The sequence below is a fragment of the Phytohabitans houttuyneae genome, from assembly GCF_011764425.1.
Taxonomy (GTDB): Bacteria; Actinomycetota; Actinomycetes; order Mycobacteriales; family Micromonosporaceae; genus Phytohabitans; species Phytohabitans houttuyneae.
Genome location: NZ_BLPF01000004.1, coordinates 1,453,162 through 1,471,835 on the forward strand (window position 1 = coordinate 1,453,162; position 18,674 = coordinate 1,471,835).

The 18,674-nt window shown below is 72.4% G+C and carries 20 protein-coding genes; 13 read left to right on the plus strand and 7 right to left on the minus strand.

What is annotated here, in order from left to right:
* The first annotated feature begins 343 nt into the window (after positions 1-343).
* The gene (locus tag Phou_RS48595) at positions 344-1,447 is read left to right on the plus strand and encodes a response regulator transcription factor (protein WP_173071286.1); all 1,104 of its coding nucleotides are present in this window, start codon (positions 344-346) and stop codon (positions 1,445-1,447) included.
* A gap of 6 nt (positions 1,448-1,453) precedes the next feature.
* Here the strand turns inward: Phou_RS48595 and trmB are convergent, their stop codons facing one another.
* Together trmB and Phou_RS48605 are read right to left on the minus strand one after the other, a co-directional pair.
* Positions 1,454-2,155 (minus strand): tRNA (guanosine(46)-N7)-methyltransferase TrmB, encoded by a 702-nt coding sequence (gene trmB, locus Phou_RS48600; RefSeq protein ID WP_173071288.1) that lies wholly within the window; start codon positions 2,153-2,155, stop codon positions 1,454-1,456.
* Positions 2,156-2,407: 252 nt separating this feature from the next.
* Positions 2,408-3,040, minus strand: coding sequence for a hypothetical protein (locus tag Phou_RS48605; protein ID WP_173071290.1), 633 nt, complete (start codon positions 3,038-3,040; stop codon positions 2,408-2,410).
* A 139-nt stretch (positions 3,041-3,179) separates the two neighbouring features.
* On the opposite strand from Phou_RS48605, the gene Phou_RS48610 reads away from it, so the two are divergent.
* From Phou_RS48610 to Phou_RS48640, 8 genes are all read left to right on the plus strand, one after another.
* The gene (locus tag Phou_RS48610) at positions 3,180-4,121 is read left to right on the plus strand and encodes an SGNH/GDSL hydrolase family protein (RefSeq protein ID WP_246274758.1); all 942 of its coding nucleotides are present in this window, start codon (positions 3,180-3,182) and stop codon (positions 4,119-4,121) included.
* Positions 4,073-4,309: a cellulose binding domain-containing protein gene (locus Phou_RS54160; protein WP_246274760.1), complete on the plus strand. Its 237-nt coding sequence runs from the start codon at positions 4,073-4,075 to the stop codon at positions 4,307-4,309. Before Phou_RS48610 ends, Phou_RS54160 begins: the two co-directional genes overlap by 49 nt.
* 87 nt (positions 4,310-4,396) lie before the next feature.
* Positions 4,397-4,885 carry a hypothetical protein gene (locus Phou_RS48615; protein WP_173071292.1) on the plus strand — a complete coding sequence of 163 codons (489 nt, stop codon included), beginning with the start codon at positions 4,397-4,399 and terminating at the stop codon, positions 4,883-4,885.
* A 3-nt stretch (positions 4,886-4,888) separates the two neighbouring features.
* Positions 4,889-5,503 (plus strand): class F sortase, encoded by a 615-nt coding sequence (locus Phou_RS48620; protein WP_173071294.1) that lies wholly within the window; start codon positions 4,889-4,891, stop codon positions 5,501-5,503.
* Positions 5,504-5,566: 63 nt separating this feature from the next.
* Positions 5,567-6,775 carry a PQQ-dependent sugar dehydrogenase gene (locus tag Phou_RS48625; protein WP_173071296.1) on the plus strand — a complete coding sequence of 403 codons (1,209 nt, stop codon included), beginning with the start codon at positions 5,567-5,569 and terminating at the stop codon, positions 6,773-6,775.
* On the plus strand, positions 6,772-7,092 hold the full coding sequence (locus tag Phou_RS48630; RefSeq protein WP_173069237.1) for a cellulose binding domain-containing protein: 321 nt from the start codon (positions 6,772-6,774) through the stop codon (positions 7,090-7,092). Before Phou_RS48625 ends, Phou_RS48630 begins: the two co-directional genes overlap by 4 nt.
* Before the next feature lie 80 nt (positions 7,093-7,172).
* Positions 7,173-8,651 (plus strand): lysyl oxidase family protein, encoded by a 1,479-nt coding sequence (locus tag Phou_RS48635; protein ID WP_246274762.1) that lies wholly within the window; start codon positions 7,173-7,175, stop codon positions 8,649-8,651.
* 41 nt (positions 8,652-8,692) lie between these two features.
* Positions 8,693-9,445, plus strand: a complete 753-nt coding sequence (locus Phou_RS48640) for an ROK family protein (protein WP_173071300.1) — start codon at positions 8,693-8,695, stop codon at positions 9,443-9,445.
* Here Phou_RS48640 and Phou_RS48645 read toward each other — a convergent pair.
* The gene (locus tag Phou_RS48645; RefSeq protein ID WP_173071302.1) at positions 9,428-10,351 is read right to left on the minus strand and encodes a proteasome assembly chaperone family protein; all 924 of its coding nucleotides are present in this window, start codon (positions 10,349-10,351) and stop codon (positions 9,428-9,430) included. The genes Phou_RS48640 and Phou_RS48645 overlap by 18 nt on opposite strands.
* A 33-nt stretch (positions 10,352-10,384) precedes the next feature.
* A complete protein-coding gene (gene add / locus Phou_RS48650) occupies positions 10,385-11,356 on the minus strand; it encodes an adenosine deaminase (protein ID WP_246274764.1) in 972 nt (323 codons plus the stop codon).
* 461 nt (positions 11,357-11,817) lie between these two features.
* On the opposite strand from add, the gene Phou_RS48655 reads away from it, so the two are divergent.
* Together Phou_RS48655 and Phou_RS48660 are read left to right on the plus strand one after the other, a co-directional pair.
* Positions 11,818-12,687, plus strand: a complete 870-nt coding sequence (locus tag Phou_RS48655; protein WP_173071304.1) for a hypothetical protein — start codon at positions 11,818-11,820, stop codon at positions 12,685-12,687.
* A gap of 72 nt (positions 12,688-12,759) precedes the next feature.
* On the plus strand, positions 12,760-13,485 hold the full coding sequence (locus Phou_RS48660) for an EcsC family protein (RefSeq protein WP_246274766.1): 726 nt from the start codon (positions 12,760-12,762) through the stop codon (positions 13,483-13,485).
* On the opposite strand, the gene Phou_RS48665 is transcribed toward Phou_RS48660, so the two are convergent.
* Entirely contained in the window at positions 13,457-14,308 is an 852-nt protein-coding gene (locus Phou_RS48665; RefSeq protein ID WP_173071306.1) for an SGNH/GDSL hydrolase family protein, read from the minus strand. The genes Phou_RS48660 and Phou_RS48665 overlap by 29 nt on opposite strands.
* Positions 14,309-14,447: 139 nt before the next feature.
* Here Phou_RS48665 and Phou_RS48670 point away from each other — a divergent pair, with 139 nt between their 5' ends.
* Both Phou_RS48670 and Phou_RS48675 read left to right on the plus strand, forming a co-directional pair.
* Positions 14,448-16,013 carry a Na+/H+ antiporter gene (locus tag Phou_RS48670; RefSeq protein WP_173071308.1) on the plus strand — a complete coding sequence of 522 codons (1,566 nt, stop codon included), beginning with the start codon at positions 14,448-14,450 and terminating at the stop codon, positions 16,011-16,013.
* Between the two features lie 5 nt (positions 16,014-16,018).
* Entirely contained in the window at positions 16,019-16,279 is a 261-nt protein-coding gene (locus Phou_RS48675; RefSeq protein WP_173071310.1) for a UBP-type zinc finger domain-containing protein, read from the plus strand.
* Between the two features lie 13 nt (positions 16,280-16,292).
* Here Phou_RS48675 and Phou_RS48680 read toward each other — a convergent pair whose 3' ends face one another.
* On the minus strand, positions 16,293-17,171 hold the full coding sequence (locus Phou_RS48680; RefSeq protein ID WP_173071312.1) for an LLM class flavin-dependent oxidoreductase: 879 nt from the start codon (positions 17,169-17,171) through the stop codon (positions 16,293-16,295).
* Between the two features lie 14 nt (positions 17,172-17,185).
* Positions 17,186-18,178 (minus strand): NAD-dependent epimerase/dehydratase family protein, encoded by a 993-nt coding sequence (locus tag Phou_RS48685; RefSeq protein WP_173071314.1) that lies wholly within the window; start codon positions 18,176-18,178, stop codon positions 17,186-17,188.
* Between the last annotated feature and the right edge of the window lie 496 nt (positions 18,179-18,674).

Here is an 18,674-nt window from a genome sequence, read left to right on the forward strand (position 1 = left end):
ATCTGCGACATGGCGCAGCTGCGCTGACCGTAGATCCTTTACCGCCCACATGACAAGTGTGAGGCTGATCGCGGCCTCCGCACGGACTGGCCGGGGCCGAGCCCCCTCTGGCGCACGCCATCCTCGGCCCCAGCCACCGGCCGCGCCGCGACTGTCCACACTGGCCGCTTGTCGCCGGCCCACCGCCGCTCATCGCGTGTCCCCCGCCGCTCGGCGCACCTGTTTGACCTCTCGCGCTGATCGGTATGCTGTTTGGAAAATCCATGCTCAACGATGCTTGTCTGCTCCTCACCAGGGGGCGTTTATGGGCAGTGGAAATGTGCCGGGACCCAGCCGTATCGCTGTGTGCTCCGGCGACCAGCTCCGCCGCGACGCGCTCGCGGCCTATCTCGGCACCCTGCCGGACTTCACACTCGTCGGCAGGGTCGCCGGTGGTACCGAGATCATCCCGCTCGCCGAGGCGCAGCGGCCGGACATCGTGCTGCTCGACGGCGGGCCCCGCCCCGTCGACCGCCTGCCCGCACTCCGCACGCTCCACGAGCGGGTGCCGGGCATCGCGGCGGTGCTGGTGTACGAGCAGCTGTCGACGGCGGAGTTCGCCACCCTGCGCGACGCCGGGCTGGCCGCGCTCGTGCCGTACACGCACGGCCTCGGCGGCCTTCTCGCCGTGCTCCGCGCGATCCCGGCCAGGTCTTGGCTGGCGGGAAACGGCGGCCCGCTCACCGCCCGCCAGCGCGAGATCCTCCTGCTGCTGCGCTCGGGGCACCAGGTCCGCGAGATCGCCGACCTGCTGTCCATCAGCGAGGGCACTGTGGAAAACCACCGGCGCCGGGTGTACGCGAAGCTCGGCGGGCTGCCACCACCCGCCGGCGCCCGACCGGCGTCGGGCGAGCGGAGCGCGGAGCCACCGTTGCCCGTGGGACGCCCGGTGCTGGCGGTGGCTGTGGGGACTACGGGACCGGTGCTCGACAGGGTGGTCACCACGCTGATCACGCACCGGCTCGCGGTGGTCCGCGAGCACGGTCCCGAGGCGGTCGCCCAGGTGCACTGGCTCCGCACCCACCGCGGGCCGGTGGTGCGGGTGCTGGTCAACCCGACGGTCGACCAGGTGCAGGCGGGCGCGGCGCTGGGCTGGACCGCGGTCATGGTGCACGACCAGCCGGTCGACCGGCGCGGGATCGCCGAGGCGGTGGCGCACGGGATCCACGGCATGGTGGCGTCCGGCGACGTCGAGCACCAGCTCGTGCCGGTGCTGCACCTCGTGGCGGCCGGCTACATCGTGCTCGATCCCACCGCGAGCGGGGTCTTCACCGACGCGCTGACCGGCCGCTCAGGCTCGGCGTCGGCATCGCCGTCGGCGGAGTCCGCGTCGCCTTCGCCCGCTCCGGCGCCGCGTGCCGGCGGGCTGGGTGCGCTCTTCCGGGTGCCGACCGTAGCGTTTACTTAGGACTGTCTACTGTGGCCCAGCGACCCGGCGGAAGGACAGGTCGAAGATCTGCCGGCCGGCCTCGACACCGCGCTGCTCGAACTTTGTGACCGGGCGCGCGGCAAGGCGGGGCGCGAACCCGTCGTGCTCGTTGCCGAGGCCCGGGTCGGCGCTCAGGGACCCGAGCATGGCCTCGGCGTACTCGGCCCAGTCGGTCGCGCACAGCAGCCGGCCGCCCGGGGCGAGCCGCGAGCGCAGCAGCGCCACGTGGTCAGGCTGGAAGAGCCGGCGCTTGTGGTGGCGCGCCTTCGGCCACGGGTCGGGGAAGAACGCGTGCACCGCGGCCAGGCTCTCCGGCGGCAGCATGTGGCGCAGCAGCATGACCGCGTCGCCGAGACCGACGCGCACGTTGGTCAGGCCGCGCTCCTCCACCACCGCGAGCAGGTTGGCCACGCCCGGCGTGTGCACGTCGACGGCGAGATAGTCGCGGGCCGGATCGGCGGTCGCCATCTCGATCGTCGCCTCGCCCATGCCCGAGCCGATCTCCAGGACCACCGGCGCGCTGCGCCCGAAGAGGGTCGCGAGGTCGAGCCGGGCGGTGGGCACCTCGGGGATGGCCACTCCCCAGAGCGGCCAGAGCCGGGTGAGCGCGTCGGCATGGCGGCCGCTTATGCGGCCGCGGCGTGGGTGAAAGGTCCGAACACGCGCGGGATGAGCAACAGAGGTCATGACGCCGACAAGGATACGGCCCCGGGGTGGCCGGGCCGCCGCCCCCGCCGCGGCTGTGCACCGCGGGAAGAGGGGGAGCGGCGGCCCGGGGCTGTGCCGGTTTGGCTCGCTTCACTCGCTGGGCGCACCCCGGGAGGCAGCGGTGCGCTCCCGGGTGCCGAGGAGCGCGCCGGCCACGACGTGACGGGGCCATCCGGCCTCGTCGCCGCGCCGCACGGACCGGATCCGGCCGGCTCTGCGCGGCAGAGGCGGTCAGGCGACGGCGGTCCACATCGCGGCGAAGGCGGCTGCCTCGCCGGTCAGCCAGCGCTCCACCTCCGCGGGCTTCGACGACGGGTCGGGGCGGTGGACCGTGCCGCGCCGGACGTCGACCACGACCGGGTCGGCGTGTGGGAGGACCTGGGGCATGTGGCGGGACATCAGGTGGAGCGTGGCCAGCAGCGCCTCGTCGGTCGGCGGGTCGGGGTCGAAGTGCAGGCGGACGGCCTCGGCGCGGCCGTCGTCGTAGCGCAGGCCGAGGTGCGGGTTGACCTTGATGGACAAGCCGCCGAGCACGCCGAGCGCGTCGCGGGTCTGTGCCAGGCCCACCGTGGCCGGGTCGCCGAGAGTGCCCAGGTAGGCGAGGGCGCCGGGGGTCAGCGCCTCGTAGAGCGGGCGCCAGCGCGGCCGGACCTGGTCGACCGCGGCGGTGAGCTGGGAGCCGCCGGTGCGGAACTGTATGTCGGCCTTGAGCGCTTTGACCAGCGTGCCGTGCGGGTTGAAGCCGGAGCCGGACTCGCGCTGGCGGCGCAGGCCGGAGACGAAGGTCGCCTTGCGCGGGCCGGTGCGCCCGACATACCGGGTGAAGGCGAGCAGCGTGGCATAAGGGGGAGGGGTGCCGGTCACAGCAGTCTCCTAACTGGCCCTGACGATACTACCGAAAGTGACGAGCCGTGTTCGTACACACATACTAATCCGACGGTACGACAAACTTAGTTCCTGAACCGGTTGAGCTGTGATGTATCCACATGTTTCAATGCAGCCCATGTGGAGAAGGTCCCTGCTCGCCGGCCTGACGGCCGTCGTCGCGCTCATCGCTGCCCAGCAGGTGACGGCCGCCCCGGAGGCCAGCGCGGCCGCCGCGGTGCGGGTCATGCCGCTCGGCGACTCGATCACCGGTTCGCCAGGCTGCTGGCGCGCCATCTTGTGGAACCGGCTGCAGAGCAGCGGCCTCACCAACGTCGACTTCGTCGGCACGCTCCCGCCACAGGGCTGCGGCGTGGCCCACGACGGCGACAACGAGGGGCACGGCGGCTTCCTGGCCACGAACGTCGCCGACCAGAACCAGCTGGTGGGGTGGCTGGCCGCCACCCACCCCGACATCGTGATGATGCACTTCGGCACCAACGACGTGTGGAGCAACCGCTCCAACGACGTCATCCTGGCCGCGTTCTCCAAGCTCGTCGACCAGATGCGGGCCAGCAACCCGAACATGCGGATCCTGGTCGCGAAGATCATCCCGATGGGCACAAGCCAGTGCGCCGAGTGCGGGCAGCGCGTGGTGTCGTTCAACAACGCGATCCCGGCCTGGGCCGCGAGCAAGACCACGAGCCAGTCGCCGATCACCGTGGTCGACCAGTGGGCCGGTTTCAACACCGCCACCGACACGTACGACGGGGTGCACCCCAACGCGGCCGGCGACCAGAAGATGTCGGACAAGTGGTACCCGGCGCTCGCGGCCGCGCTCGGTGGCGTGACCCCACGACCGGGCCGCCCACCACCGCCCCGCCGACCACCGCGCCGCCCACGACGGCGCCGCCGACCACCGCGCCGCCCACGACCGGGCCGCCGACCACCGGCCCGTCGACGGGCTTCGGGTGCACGGCGACGTACCGGATCGCCGGCCAGTGGCCGGGCGGCTTCCAGGGTGAGGTCACCGTGCGCAACAACGGCACGACGGCGACCCGCGGCTGGACCGTGCGCCTGACCTACGCCAACGGGCAGCAGGTCAACCAGATGTGGGGCGGCTCGTACACGCAGAGCGGATCCACTGTGACCGTCACGAACGCCGGCTACAACGGCGCGATCGGCCCCAACGCCACGGCGACCTTCGGATTCATCGCGAGCTGGACCGGCAGCAACACGGCACCCACTCCCACCTGCACCGCTTCGTAGAAACCGGCGGCGCCGCGTCCACCCGGGCCGGACCACCCTCCGAGAAGGCGACTTGAAGGACGCCTCGATCACGGGGAGAATCCGACCATGGGAGGACGCGGCGCCATCGCAGCGGCCGCCGCCGTCGTGGCCGTGGTCCTGTCCACCGCGGCGCCCGCGCGCGCCGCGGCTACCTACGTCGAGCTCAACCCCGCGACCGTCCAGGCTGGATATCTGGTCGGCATCCGCGCGAGCTGCGACGACAACACCAAACCGGCCACTGTGGAGTCGGAGGCGTTCGGCGAGGTCAAGGTGTACCCCCAGTTCGACGTGCTGACCGCGGCCGTCACCGTGCCCGCCGAGAAGGATGCCCGCCGCTACACCGTGCGCCTGTCCTGCGAGGGCGGCGAGTCGGCCACCGCCCGGCTCAACGTGCTGGAGGGCGGGCGGCCGAGTGAAGGCCCGGCGACCGGGTTCGGCGGCATGGCCGACGACGGTTCGGGCGGCCTTCTGGTCGGCGGCGGCGTTGTCGCGATCGCCGTCGGCGCCCTGCTCGGGGTGTACACATTGCGCCGGCGCCGCGCCGAGACGACCTGACCGATGGCCGCGTCGCGGTTCACCGGTCCCATCGCCATCGTGGTCGCGCTGGCCGGCGTGCTTGCCGTCGGCGCCGGGCTGACCGAGGAGACCGGTCTCTGGGAGGCGCTGTCCGGCGACTCCACCCCACCGCCGCGCGAGTTTCCGGTGCTCGACCCGAGCCGGCCGATCCGCATCGAGATCCCCTCGATCGACGTCAAGGCGCCGGTGCACGGCGTCGGCCTCGCGGGCGACGGCTCGATCTCGGTGCCCTCGCTGCACCGGCACAACGAGGCCGGCTGGTACGACCGCGGCCCCACACCGGGCGAGTTCGGACCAGCGGTGATCGTCGGCCACGCCGACACCAAGGACGGCCCGTCCGTGTTCTTCTCCCTGCCCAAGCTCAAGGCCGGCGACAAGATCGAGATCACCCGCCGGGACCGTTCCATCGCGATCTTCGAGGTCAACTCGGTGGAGCGCTTCGGCAAGTCCAAGCTGCCCGCCGACCGGGTGTACGGCGACTACACGCGACCCGGCCTGCGCCTGATCACGTGCGGTGGCCAGTGGGTGGGCGGGAGCATCGGGTACCAGGACAACATCGTCGCGTTCGCGTCGCTCGTGGAGACCAAGAACGCGTGATAGATTGACGGCGATCGCTGTATACGCAGCCGCGGGGACCAGCTCAGCAGCTAGGAGATCGCCGTGCGTACCCGAATCGTCATCGCCCTTGCCGCCCTCGTGGCGACCGCCGGCGGTGCTGGCGTGGCCGTCGCGGCCAATGCCGGCGCCGATGGTCCGATAACCACCCTCGCCAACGGCAACTTCAACTGGTCCGCCCCGCAGGTCGCGGCGAGCGGGCTCACCGTTCCGTGGGGGCTGGCCTTCCTGCCCGACGGCAGCGCACTGGTCAGCGAGCGCAACAGCGGCCGGGTCCTGCGCATCCCGCCCGGCGGCGGCTCCGCGCAGCAGGTGGCCACGATCAGCGGCGTCTCGGCGACCGGTGAGGCCGGCCTGCTGGGGCTCGCGGTCTCGCCGACGTACGCCCAGGACGGCTTCATCTACGCGTACTTCACCTCCGCCTCGGACAACCGCATCGTCCGCTTCACGCTGGCCAACCCGCAGACCCAGTCGCCGATCCTCACCGGGCTGGCCAGGGCGAGCATCCACGACGGCGGGCGGATCGCGTTCGGGCCGGACGGCATGCTGTACGCCGGCGTCGGCGACGCGGGCAACACCGCCAACGCGCAGAACGCGCAGAGCCGCAACGGCAAGATCCTGCGGATGCGGCCGGACGGCAGCACCCCGACGGACAACCCCACCGCCGGCTCGCTCGTGTACAGCCTCGGCCACCGCAACGTGCAGGGCCTGGCCTGGGACTCGTCCGGGCGGCTCTACGCCAGCGAGTTCGGGCAGAACACGTGGGACGAGGTCAACTACATCGTGCCGGGCGGCAACTACGGCTGGCCGACCGTCGAGGGGCGGGCCGGTGACTCGCGCTTCCGCGACCCGATCGTGCAGTGGACCACCGCCGAGGCGTCGCCCAGCGGCGCGGCCATCGACGGCAACGCGCTCTTCGTCGCCGCCCTCCGCGGCACCCGGCTGTGGCAGGTCACGCTGAACGGCAGCGGCGGCGTCACGGGGAGCCCGACCGCGCGGCTGCAGGGGCAGTTCGGGCGGCTGCGCACCGTCGCCGTCGGCCCCGACGGCTGGCTCTGGGTCACGACAAGCAACCGCGACGGCCGCGGCCAGCCCGCCGCCGACGACGACCGGGTGCTGCGCTTCCCGCCGGTGGGCACCGTGACCACGCCGCCAACGACGCCGCCAACGACGCCACCCACGACGCCGCCGACCACCCGCCGACGACGCCACCCACCACGCCGCCGACGACTCCGCCCACGTCGCCGCCGGTGAACGGCAGCTGCACGGTGGCGTACCAGGTGAACCAGTGGAGCAACGGCTTCACGGCTAACGTGACGATCACCAACCGCGCCGCGGCGATCAACGGCTGGTCGCTCACCTGGACATTCGGCGGCAACCAGCAGATCACCAACTCCTGGAACACGCAGCTGACACAGAGTGGCACCGGCGTGACCGCGCGGAACGTCGGGTGGAACGGCGCGATCCCGACGAACGGCAGCCAGACGTTCGGTTTCCAGGCCAACTACAGCGGTACCAACAACCGGCCGGCGGAGTTCCGTCTAAACGGGACGGTCTGTACCAACGCCTGAGCAACGCCGGTACGTCCGACTCGCGTCTGTCTATGTGGGTGGGCCGCTCGGTCCACTCACGACAGAACGGGGAGGACACGTTGAACAGAAGACTGCTGCGCCTGCTCACGGTGGGGGCGGTGCTGGTGGCGACGGGAGGCGGCGCGGTGGCCGCCAACGCGGAGCCCGCCGCACCGCCCCTTCGCCTGGCGGCCGCGACCGGCTCGGTGACGCTGGACCGCTACCCCGGCGAGGGCGTGTGGCTGGAGCTCCCGACGCACATCGTCGCCGGTGCGACACCGTTCGAGGTGCGGGCCAAGCGCGCGTCGTACGCGGACCCGATCGTGGTCAAGCAGGTCACGGCCTCGGGCACCAAGCGGCTGCCGGCCGGCCTGGTGGAGCGGTTCACCGGGTTCAGCGGCTTCACCCACCTGCGGATGGTGGACTCGACCGGCGCGGTGGTCGTGGAGCGGGACGAGACGTGGTGTCCCAGCGGCGAAAGCGTGCGCACCCGGCCCGACGCGCCGGACACCTCGCCGTACCCGAGGTCCTGCTCGGGCAACCCGTTCACTCTGGGCGGCGTGTGGGGGATCCAGGCCGGCTGGAGCGTGCCGGCGTCCACCCCGTGGTACGACTCGGAACCGGTCGACCTCGCCGAGGGCACCTACACCGCGACGGTCACGGTGAACCCCCGGTACAGCAAGCTCTTCGGCATCCCGGCCGACCAGTCGAGCGCGACGGTGCAGGTCACGGTCCGCGACATCGACTTCGACAGGCCGCGGCGGGTCGCGCCGGACGAGGCCGGCGAGCACGCCGCGCACGCCGCGGGCGGCACCGGGTCGCCGTTCACGCCAGCGGCCGTCCGCCCGGCCGGCGCGGGCAAGGTGCCCGCGGGCCCGAAGCCTGACCTGCGCTCGCTGCCCGCGTGGGGCATCGAGATCGGCGCGTACGACGGCGAGGAGGGGCACGACTACCTCTCCTTCAACGCGACGGTGTGGGTGGCCGGGCAGTCCTCACTCGTGGTCGACGGCTTCCGGCGCACCGGCGAGGACATCATGGACGCGTACCAGTACTTCTACGACGCGGACGGCAACCAGACCGGGTACGCGCAGGTCGGGACGATGGAGTGGGACCCGCGCGACGGCCACAACCACTGGCACTTCACCGACTTCGCCCAGTACCGGCTGCTCGACGCCGACCAGCAGGTGGCGGTGCGCAGCGGCAAGGAGGCCTTCTGCCTGGCCAACACCGACGCGGTCGACTACACGCTCGCGCGGGCCAACTGGCGTCCGGACAACACGGAGCTGCACACGTCCTGTGGTCGGGAGAACTCGATAGCGGTGCGCCAGGTGCTCGACGTGGGCAACGGTGACACCTACGCCCAGTACCTGCCGGGGCAGTCGTTCGACATCACCGACCTGCCCAACGGCACGTACTACGTGGAGGTGGCCGCCAACCCGGAGGCCAAGCTGCACGAGTCCAACCGCACCAACAACGCCTCGCTCCGCAAGATCATCCTCGGTGGCGAGCCGGGTGCGCGGACCGTGGAGGTGCCGCCGCACGACGGCGTGGCGGGCTGATCCACCCTGCCCATGGTCACCCCGCCAGGCAGACTGGCGGGGTGACTACCACGCTGGCGATCGACTGTGGCGGGGGCGGCATCAAGGCGTCCGTACTCGACGAGGCGGGCACGATGCGCGCCCAGCCGGTGCGGGTGCCCACGCCGTACCCGCTGCCGCCGACCCTGTTCGTGCAGACGCTGAGCGACCTGGCGGGCAAGCTGCCTACCGCCGACCGGGTCACCGTGGGGATGCCGGGCATGATCAGGCACGGCGTGGTGGTGGCGACCCCGCACTACGTGACGCGCAACGGTCCGCGTACCAAGGTGGATGTGGACCTTGTCGGGCAGTGGGCCGGCTTCGACGCGCGGACCGCGCTGAAGGACGCCTTCGGCCTGCCCACCCTGGTGCTCAACGACGCCGAGGTGCACGGTGCCGGCGTGGTCGCCGGCACCGGCCTCGAGCTTGTCTTCACGCTCGGCACCGGGCTCGGCTGCGCGCTCTTCGACGGCGGCATCCTCGCGCCGCACCTTGAGCTGTCCCAGGCGCCGGTGCGGTGGGGGATGAGCTACGACACCTACATCGGCGAGCACGAGCGACGCCGCCTCGGCGACGCGTTCTGGTCCCGGCGGATCCGGGCGATCGTCGACGGCCTCCGCCCGGTCTTCCTGTGGGACCGCCTCTACATCGGTGGCGGCAACGCTCGCCGGATCCGGCCCGAGCAGCTGACCCGCATGGGTGACGACGTGGTGATCGTGCCGAACACCGCGGGCATCATCGGCGGCGTGCGGGCCTGGTCACTGACCCGACCCTGAGTCTCCCGACTTGCCCTGCTCGGCGAGGAAGCGCTCCAGCTCGGCACCGAGCTCCTCGGCCGTGGGCAGCGGGCCGCTGTCCGCGAGGAGGTTGGCGCCGCGCTGGCGGCCGCGGGTGAACGCGTCGTACTGCTCTTCCAGGGCCCGCACCAGCTCGGCCGCCTCGGCGGTCTGCGCGATCTGCTGGTCGATGTCGGCACGCACCGACTCGGAGGCCTGGCGCAGGCCCTCGGTCGGCAGCAGGAGCCCGGTGGACTTGGAGACCGAGGTCAGCAGCTGCTCGGCGGCCGGCGGGTATTCGGCCTGGGCCAGGTAGTGCGGCACGTGGGCGGCGAAGCCCATCGCGTCGTGCCCCTTGGCGCCCAGGCGGAACTCCAGCAGGTGGCCGGCACTCCCGGGGACCTGGACCCGCTGCAGCCACGGCTCGTAGCCCGCGACGAGCTCGCGCCGGGTGCCGTGTGCGGTGATGCCGGTCGGGCGGGTGTGCGGGACGGCCATCGGGATCGCGTTGAGCCCGAGGGTGAGGCTGACGCCGAGCTGCTCGACCACCTCGATCAGCGCGGCCACGAGACGCTCCCACTGCAGGTCCGGCTCAGGGCCGGTGAGCAGCAGGAAGGGCGTGCCGGCGTCGTCGTGCAGCAGGTGCAGCTCCAGCCTGGGCGCCTCGTACGACTCCCAGTGGTCCTCGATGAAGATCATCGGAGGGCGGCGGGAGCGGTAGTCGAGCAGCTGGTCGATGTCGAAGGTCGCCACCGGGCGGGACTCGAGGGTCGAAAGCAGGTGCTCGCGGGCAAGGCGCACGGCGTTGCCCGCATCGACGAAGCCGCTCAGCGCCTGCACCAGGACCGGCCGGCCCAGCTCGGGCATGTCGTCGACCAGTTCGTACAGGTCACGCGGATCGAGCACCGGTCCTCCTCGGGACGATTGCTTACTCCGTAATTAAACCCCCGCGACCCAGGCGTCGATTCCCGCCGCGAGCCGCCGCTGTACCGCCGCCGGCGCCGCCGAGGCCGCCACCGACTGCCGCGCGAGCTCCGCCAGCTCGGCGTCGGTGCAGCCCAGCTCGTGCCGGGCGATCTCGTACTGCCGGTGCAGGCCGCCCGGGAACAGCAGCGGGTCGTCGCTGCCCAGGGCCACCGGGACGCCGGCGTCGAGCAGGGTACGCAAGGGGAGTGCGGTGAAGTCGGCGATGACGCCGAGCGGTGGGTATGACGTGGGGCACACCTCCAGCGCGACGCCCTTCGCCGCGAGCAGGTCGAGCGTGCCGGGGTCTCCCGCGGCGGTGACGCCGTGGCCGATCCGGTGCGCGCCGAGCATTGTCACGCAGTCGCGGACGTGCCAGGCCGGCTCGTAGAAACCGGCGTGCGGCACGGCCAGCAGCCCGGCGTCCGCCGCGATCCGGAAGGCCGGCGCGAAGTCGGCCACCCGCCCGCGGCGCTCGTCGTTGGAGAGTCCGAACCCGACCACACCGGCGCTCGCGTACCGCGCGGCGAGTGCGGCCACCTCCTCCGCGACGGCCGGCGGGCGGGCCCAGCTCGCGGCCAGCACGATCCCCATCGCGCGGCCGCGGGCGCCGGCCAGGACCGCCTCCACCACGGGCTCCAGGCCGCCGAGCCGCTCGGCGTAGGACGTGGGGTCGACCTGCAGTTCCAGCCATCCCGCGCCGTCCGCCTCGTCGCCCGCGGCGGCCTCGGCCACGACGCGGGCGATGTCGTCGGCGGTACGCAGGGCGGCGCGCGCCGCGTCGTAGCGGGTCTGGAACGCGGCCCACCCGTGCGCCATCCCGGGCGTGAGCGGCGGCGGTACCGGCACGCCGTAGAGATCCGCGAGCTCCGCCAGGGTCTCGGGGCGCATCGAGCCGGTCAGGTGGAGGTGGAGGTTGGCCTTCGGCAGGTGGCGGAGGTCACGCACCCGCCTGACCCTAGCCGCACGACCGGCAACTACAGTGCGTCCACTGCCGACTACGGGGTGTTGAAATCCGTTCCCCCGTACGGATTGCGGTGAGTTGAGGGGGCATCCGCCGAACGTACGAGGTCGAGGTATGTCGCTCTTTGATCATTGAACTTGGAGGATATCTACCCTCATGTCAGGACTCTCTGGGCATACCCGACTTGCCGGTCTGGCGAGGTTCTTGCCGTGAGGCCCGTTCGTGACGCTCGGTGACCGTTTTGGCGGCCCGCTGAAGTGGTGGGCGTCACAAAATCACTGTGTGTGATCGGGGGAAGGCCCTCTAAGGTCGCCTGATGCGTGACGACGACACCAAGTTCCCCCAGTCCGCCGCCGCAGCGAGCACCAACCGTTCGGCTGATGGCGGGTCCTCCGTACGGCACCGTGCCTCTCGTGAGCTTCACGTTCCGTCATGGGTACGCACGTTGCCCTCAGTAGTCGAGGAGCGCGCGAAGCGGTGGGCGACCGATGCGCCCGCGTGGCTGCGCTCCCGTGACTGGTCGCAGGTACGCGCCCAGCTGAACTCCCGCAAGCTCCGCGTCACCGTGGCCACCGGCATCATCGGTGTGCTCGGCTTCGCCGCGTTCGCGGAGACCGGCGCCGCCACCAGCGGCCCGGTGACCGCCCTCTCCCCGATGGCCGCGGCGCACGCCGAGGCGCAGCGTGCCGAGGCCGCCGAGGCCCCGGCTTCCCGTGCCGAGCGCGCCGACGCCGGGTCGGCCAAGGCGGCCGGCACCGAACAGAAGAAGTCCACGAAGGACGGTGCCGCGGCGCAGAAGCCGGCGGCGAAGGCCCCCGCCGCCGTCCAGAAGCCCGCGCCGAAGAAGGCGCCCGCCAAGCTCGCCCCCGTCGCCGGCCTCTCGCAGGTGCAGACCGAGAACGCCGCCGCGATCGTGCGGGCCGGCGCCAAGAACGGCGTGCCCCAGCGCGGCATGGTGATCGCCGTGGCGACCGCGATGCAGGAGAGCACCCTGCTCAACCGGGCCAGCGAGGTGCTGCCCGAGTCCAAGCAGTACCCGCACCAGGGCACCGGCTGGGACCACGACTCGGTCGGCCTCTTCCAGCAGCGCACCAGCTCCGGCTGGGGCCCGGTGGCGAGCCTGATGCAGCCCGAGTACGCCGCGACGAAGTTCTACCAGGGCCTCATGCAGGTGCCCGGGTGGGACACGATGCCGCTGACCTACGCCGCGCAGGCCGTGCAGGTCTCGGCGTTTCCAGAGGCGTACGCGAAGCACGAGGGTGCCGCGAACGCCGTCGTGAAGGCGCTGCTCCAGCAGGGCGTCGCCAACGGATGACCCCCGGGATGAGCGAGGGGTGGTCGGCTCCGGGCACTATGGAACGACCCCCCTCGCCCCCCGGAGGCATCCGTGACCGAACCTCAGCCGCCGGCCGCGGCGTCAGAGGAGCCAACCGCGGAAGACGGACCCACCGAGCCGCCAGCCGGCTTGTGGGACCGCATGAAGAGCGACCCGCAGTACGCGCCGGAGCATCTTGCCCTTGAGGCGGTCCGGCGCCTCGGTCCCGAGGCGAAACGCTGGGCCGAGCAGTCGCGGGCGCGGCAGCCGGACGTACCCCCGGATGAGCTGGCGCGCCGCGCCACCCGCCGCTTCGTCAACCTGGCCCGCCTCTCCGGCGCGGTCTCCGGCGCCGCCGGTCTGCCCGGCGCGGTGGTCGACGTGGGCGTGCTGGCCTGGACCCAGGCCAGGATGGTGCTGCACGTCGCCGCCGCGTACGGGATCGACCCGACGCACAGCGACCGGGCCACCGACCTGCTCGTCCTGCAGAAGGTGCACAAGGTCGCCGAGACCGCGCGCACCGCGCTGGGCGTGGCCGCGGGACGCGAGCGGGCCGGTGCGCTCTTCGGGCAGCCGAGCGCGGCCGGCCGCACGTTTCTGCGGCTCAGCGTAAAGCTGGCCCAGATGGCCGGCGTCGGTGCCGCGAAGCGCATGGTCGCCAAGGTGGTGCCGGGGGCCGGCGTCGTCTTCGGCACCTGGGCAAACTCGGCGGCGACCAAGGACCTGGCCCAGCGCACGGTGGCCCTCTACCGCCAGGCGCCCCGGGTGCCTAGGCAGCGAAGCGGCGAGGGTATGTGACCTCGGCGAGCTTGCCCTGACCGTCCGAGTCCGGATGAAACCAGTCGACGCGGTTGATCATGTCGAGGGTGAACCGGACCCGGTGGGCGGCACCGCCGTCGTAGGTGCACTGCTTGCCGTACGCCTTGCAGGCGGCGGCGAGCTGGCCGTTGTACGCGTCGACCCGCTTGGCCACCGCGGCCCGGCGGTCGACGTCGGCCTCGGCCATCGAGGTCGGGTTGGCCAGCAGCGTCGGGCAGGTGCCGCGCGCCCACGCCTTCACCGCTCGATCCTCCTTGTGCCCGATCTCCCAGAGGCGGTTGAGGTCGGGGATGCTCACCACCAGCACGCGCGCCTTGGGCAACCCGCGCTTGAGACTGCCGAGGGCCGCGTCGAGGTCCTGCCGGAAGCCGGCGACCGGCGTCATGTCGCCGAGCGCGCCGCGGCAGGCGTCGTTGGCTCCGATCAGGACCGTCACGTACTCCACCTTGGCGCGGACCGCCTTGTCGGCCTGGGCACGCAGGCCGGAGACCCGGGCGCCGGCCTCGGAGTAGTTGTGCGCGTGTCCCTTGATCGCCTTGTTGTCCTCGCGCAGCCGGCGGTAGTGGCTGTTGACAAGGCCGCTTTCGCCGGTCGACCACGACTGTCGGCCACACCTGGCGAACGTGATGCAGGCGCCGTGCCCAGCGGTGATCGAGTCGCCCAGGGCGGCCATCGACGACGGAAGCTTGCTGGTGGACGGCTTGGTGGTGGCGCTGGGCCGCGCACCCGCGCCACCCTCTTCGCAGGCCAGGGCCAGGATCGCGGCCAAGGCGAACAGGATGGTCGTCCAGCGTCGGCGCATCGCGGCATCCCCGATGTCTCGGTGGCGGACAGCAACGGCCTGACTACTTTAACGAACGACCGGTGTGTGCCGGAGCCCCCATCCGCTGAACTCCCGCGCGGCTGAGGTGACACGCCGATCGCCGCATAAGCTTCAGCGCATGGATGGGCTGGGCGAGATCGTCGCGCTGGTGGCGATCGCGGTTATCGGCACTGCTTTGGCCCGCAAGCTGGGGCTGCTGGCGCCGATCGTGCTGGTGATCGCTGGGCTGGGCATGTCGTTCCTGCCGTTCGCGCCCGAGGTGCACCTCGAGCCGGAGCTGGTGCTCGTCGGCATCCTGCCGCCGCTGCTCTACGTGGCCGCGATCGAGATGTCGGTGCCGGCCTTCCGGTACAACCTGCGACCGATCCTGCTGCTCGCGGTGGGACTGGTCGTCTTCACCGCGTTCACCGTCGGCACGGTGCTGCACCTGCTGCTGCCCGAGGTGCCGTACTCCCTCTGCGTGGCCCTCGGCGCGGTGGTCGCGCCGCCCGACGCGGTCGCCGCCACCGCGGTGGCCCGGCGGATCGGGCTGCCCCGGCGGCTGGTCACGATCCTCGAAGGCGAAAGCCTGGTCAACGACGCCACCGCGCTGGTGATGCTGCGGGTGTCCGTCGCCGCCGCGACGGGTGCCGCGGTCGGCTTCTTCGACGTGGCCGCCGACGTCGCGCTCGCCGCGGGCGGCGGCATCGCGATCGGTGCGGCCGGCGCGCTGCTGATCGCCTTCCTGCACAAGCAGATCAAGGACCCCTTGATCGACACGGCGCTGTCGCTGCTCACGCCGTTTCTGATCGTGCTGCCGGCCGAGGCGGTGCACTCGTCGGGCGTCGTGGCCGTGGTGGTCGCCGGGCTCTACCTCGGCCACCGGATGCCCACGCTGATGTCCGCGGCGTCCCGGCTGCAGACCGACGGGTTCTGGCGGATCGCCCGGTTCCTGCTGGAGGGCATGGTCTTCCTGCTGGTGGGGCTGCAGCTGCGCGAGATCGTGCGCGACCTGGACGAGCCGTGGACCGAGGTCGTGTGGGTCACCGCGGTGGTCGTGCTCACGCTGATCGTGGTGCGGTTCGTGTGGGTCTTCCCGGCGACCTACGCCGCGCGGCTCGTGCCCCGCATGCGCCAGCGCGACCCGGTGCCCTCGGCCAGCTACCCGGCGGTGATCGGCTGGGCCGGGATGCGCGGGGTGGTGACGCTGGCGGCCGCGCTCGCCCTGCCGGAGACCAGCGAGGTGGAGTACCCGCGGGAGCTGTTCGTGTGGCTCGCGTTCGCGGTGATCGTGGTGACGCTTGTGGTGCAGGGCGCGACCCTGCCCTGGTACGCGCGGCGTCTCAAGGTCCCGCCGGACGACCCGACGCAGGACACGCTGGCCGAGGCGGCGATACAGAACAGGGCCAGCCGCGCCGCCCGCGACCGGCTGGACGAGCTCGCCGAGGGCGCTCCGCCCACCACCGTCGAGCGGCTTCGGGAGCTCGCCGACCACCGCAACAACAAGGCATGGGAAAGGCTGGGTGGCGGTACGGAAACGCCGTCCCAGGCGTATGGTCGGCTGCGCCGCGAGATGATCGACGCGGAGCGCGAGGTGTTCCGTACCGCGCGCGACGAGGGACGCATCGCCGAGGAGGTGCTCCGCCGGGCCCAGCGCGACCTGGACCTGGAGGAGTCTTTGCTGCAGCGAACGACGGAGGACTGACCGTAATGAGCACCTGTACGCATCTCGCCGAAGCCGGCACCGTGGAGCCGCAGAGCACGGAAGGCTGCCAGGACTGCCTGGAGTCCGGCCACCGCGACTGGGTGCACCTGCGGCTCTGCCTGACCTGCGGCCGCGTGGGCTGCTGCGACTCGTCGCCGGCCAAGCACGCGAGCGCGCACTTCCGCGAGACCGGCCACCCGGTGATCAAGTCTTTCCAGCCGGGCGAGGACTGGCGCTGGTGCTTCGTGGACGAGCAGCTCGGCTGAGTCCCGCCTCGCGTCACGGCACCAGGGGGCGGACCTCCTGGGCGATGAAGCGGATGAAGGACTCCAGGTCGGGGTCGTCCGGCGTGGGCTGGAGGACGACGGTCGTGGCGCCCGCCTCGGCCCAGGCGGCGATGGCGTCGGCCATCTGCTGCGGGGTGCCCGTCACGCTGCGTTCGGCGATCGACTCGTAGCCCCACTTCACGCGCTCGGCCTCCAGGCGTGCGGCGGCGTCCGGTCCGGTGGCGGCGTGGATGCTGACCACGATCGGGTGCGGGTCGCCGGCGCCCTCGCCCCGGCGGGCGCGGCCCTCGTCGACGAGCGCCTTGGCCCGGCGGACCTCGTCGGGGGAGGTGCCGCCGGTGAGGAGGGTGCCGTCCGCGATCTCGCCGGCCAGGCGCAGCGACCGCGGGCCGACCGCGCCGACGAACAGCGGCGGACGGGTGTTGGGTGGCCAGTCGAGGGCGACGCCGTCCAGCGACACGTATCGCCCTTTCGTGGTGACCCGGTCGCCGCCGAGCAGCGCGCGCAGCGCCGTGCCGTACTCCCGGAGGAGGGTGACCGGCGACTCGGCCCGCGCGCCGACCTGGCCCATCCAGTCCTGCACGCCGTGCCCGATGCCGACGAGGGCCCGGCCGGGGAAGAGGCGGTCGAGCGTGGCCACCTCCATCGCCGCCAGCGCGACGTTGCGCAGCGGAACAGGCAGCAGGCCCATGCCGACCCGGAGCCGCTCGGTCCAGGCCAGGGCGGCGGACATTGTCGCGATGCCACCCTCCAGGAAGCAGTCCTCCCACAGCCACAGCTCCTCGAGGCCGGCCTCGTCGGCGGCCTGTGCGACGGAGCGCAGGCGCTCGGGCGGGAGGTATGGCAGGTACACGGCGCCGAGAGTCGTCATGCCGAGATCTTGCCTCACCCTTCCGACAACTCCGAGATCAGCTCGCGCTCGCGCGCCGGGCTGAGGCCGGCCTTGCGCGGGCGGTCCAGGCCCTGCTCGCGTTCCCAGGCGAGGGTGTCGGCGATGACCTGCTCGCGCGGGCGGTGGCGCAGACCCGCGGCCACGGCGGCGGCGCCGCTGCGGGCGTTGAACGACTCCCACCCGTCCGCGGCGATCCACATCGCCAGGGACTCCTCGCCCATGTACTCGGCGACGCCGTGCGACCGCAGCCAGGCCGACTCGGCGCTGACGACCGGCCCCTCGTGCCCACCGACCGCGCGGGACAGTGCGATCCACTCGCCGAGCGGGACCGCCGGGCCGACCGCGTCGTACGTGCCGGTCGTGCCCGCCTCGGCCGCGCCCAGCAGCCACGCGGTCAGGTCGCGTACGTCGACCACCTGGGTCGACTGGTCCGGCGCGTCGGGCACCAGCATCGGCGCCTCCCGGTCGCGGGCGGCGCGGGCCACCCAGTAGCCGGTGCGGTCGGTGTGGTCGCCCGGCCCGCCGATCAGCCCCGAGCGGGCGATCAGCAGCCGGTCACCGGCCGCCGCGACGCTGGCCCGCTCGCAGGCCACCTTCGCCTCGCCGTAAAGCCCGCGGTCGACCGTGTCCAGGTCGGTCGGTGGCAGCAGCGGGGCGGACTCGTCTGCGCCCGGCGTGCCGTGGTCGGCGTACACGTTTCCGGAGGAGACGTACGTCCAGTGGCGGGCCCGCGGGGCGAGCGCCTCCAGTGCGCCGCGCACGAAGCCGGGCTGCCACGAGACGTCGAAGACCGCGTGCCAGTCGCGGTCGCTCAGCGCCTCGTAGGCGTCCGGCGCGCTCCGGTCGGCGGCGACAAGCGTCGCGCCCTCGGCCACCTCGCCGCTCTCACCCCGCGCGAGGCACGTGACCGCGTGCCCGCGGGACAGCGCCTCCCGCGCCAGCTCGCGACCCAACCATGCCGTGCCACCCAGGACCAAGATCTCCATGGGACCAGACAACCAGGCGGGTACCTGCCGGCCCAGCCCTGTTCACCCAGAGCGCAAGCGCTCCTCCAGTACCTGACCAGGCCATTCGCCCACAGCGAACGGCTCGGTGGCGGTGAAGCCCTGCCGCTCGTAGTACCGCACCAGCGCCCTGTCGTCCCCGGCGTAGCAGTCCACCCGCAACAGGTGGGCGCCGTGCGCGCGAGCAATCGCGCGGGCGTGGTCGAACCTCTTTCACGACACCGTCCGGTCCACGACACCATTCGTTACCCCGGTCCGTGTCAGCTGCGGACCGCATGCTCCCGCGGGCACCGCTCCGGCCGGCGGCTCGCTGCGCTCGCCGAGGTCCCCGGCCTCCGCTGCCAGGTCCGCGGGACAAGCCCGAGTCCGGGGCTCGCGCCCGCGCGGGGTTTGGATTGTGAAGCGCGGAGGGTGAGGCCGCGGGAGCAACGGTCCGGACCACCGCGGACGTCGCGGTAGCCCAAAATCGCTTCGGACC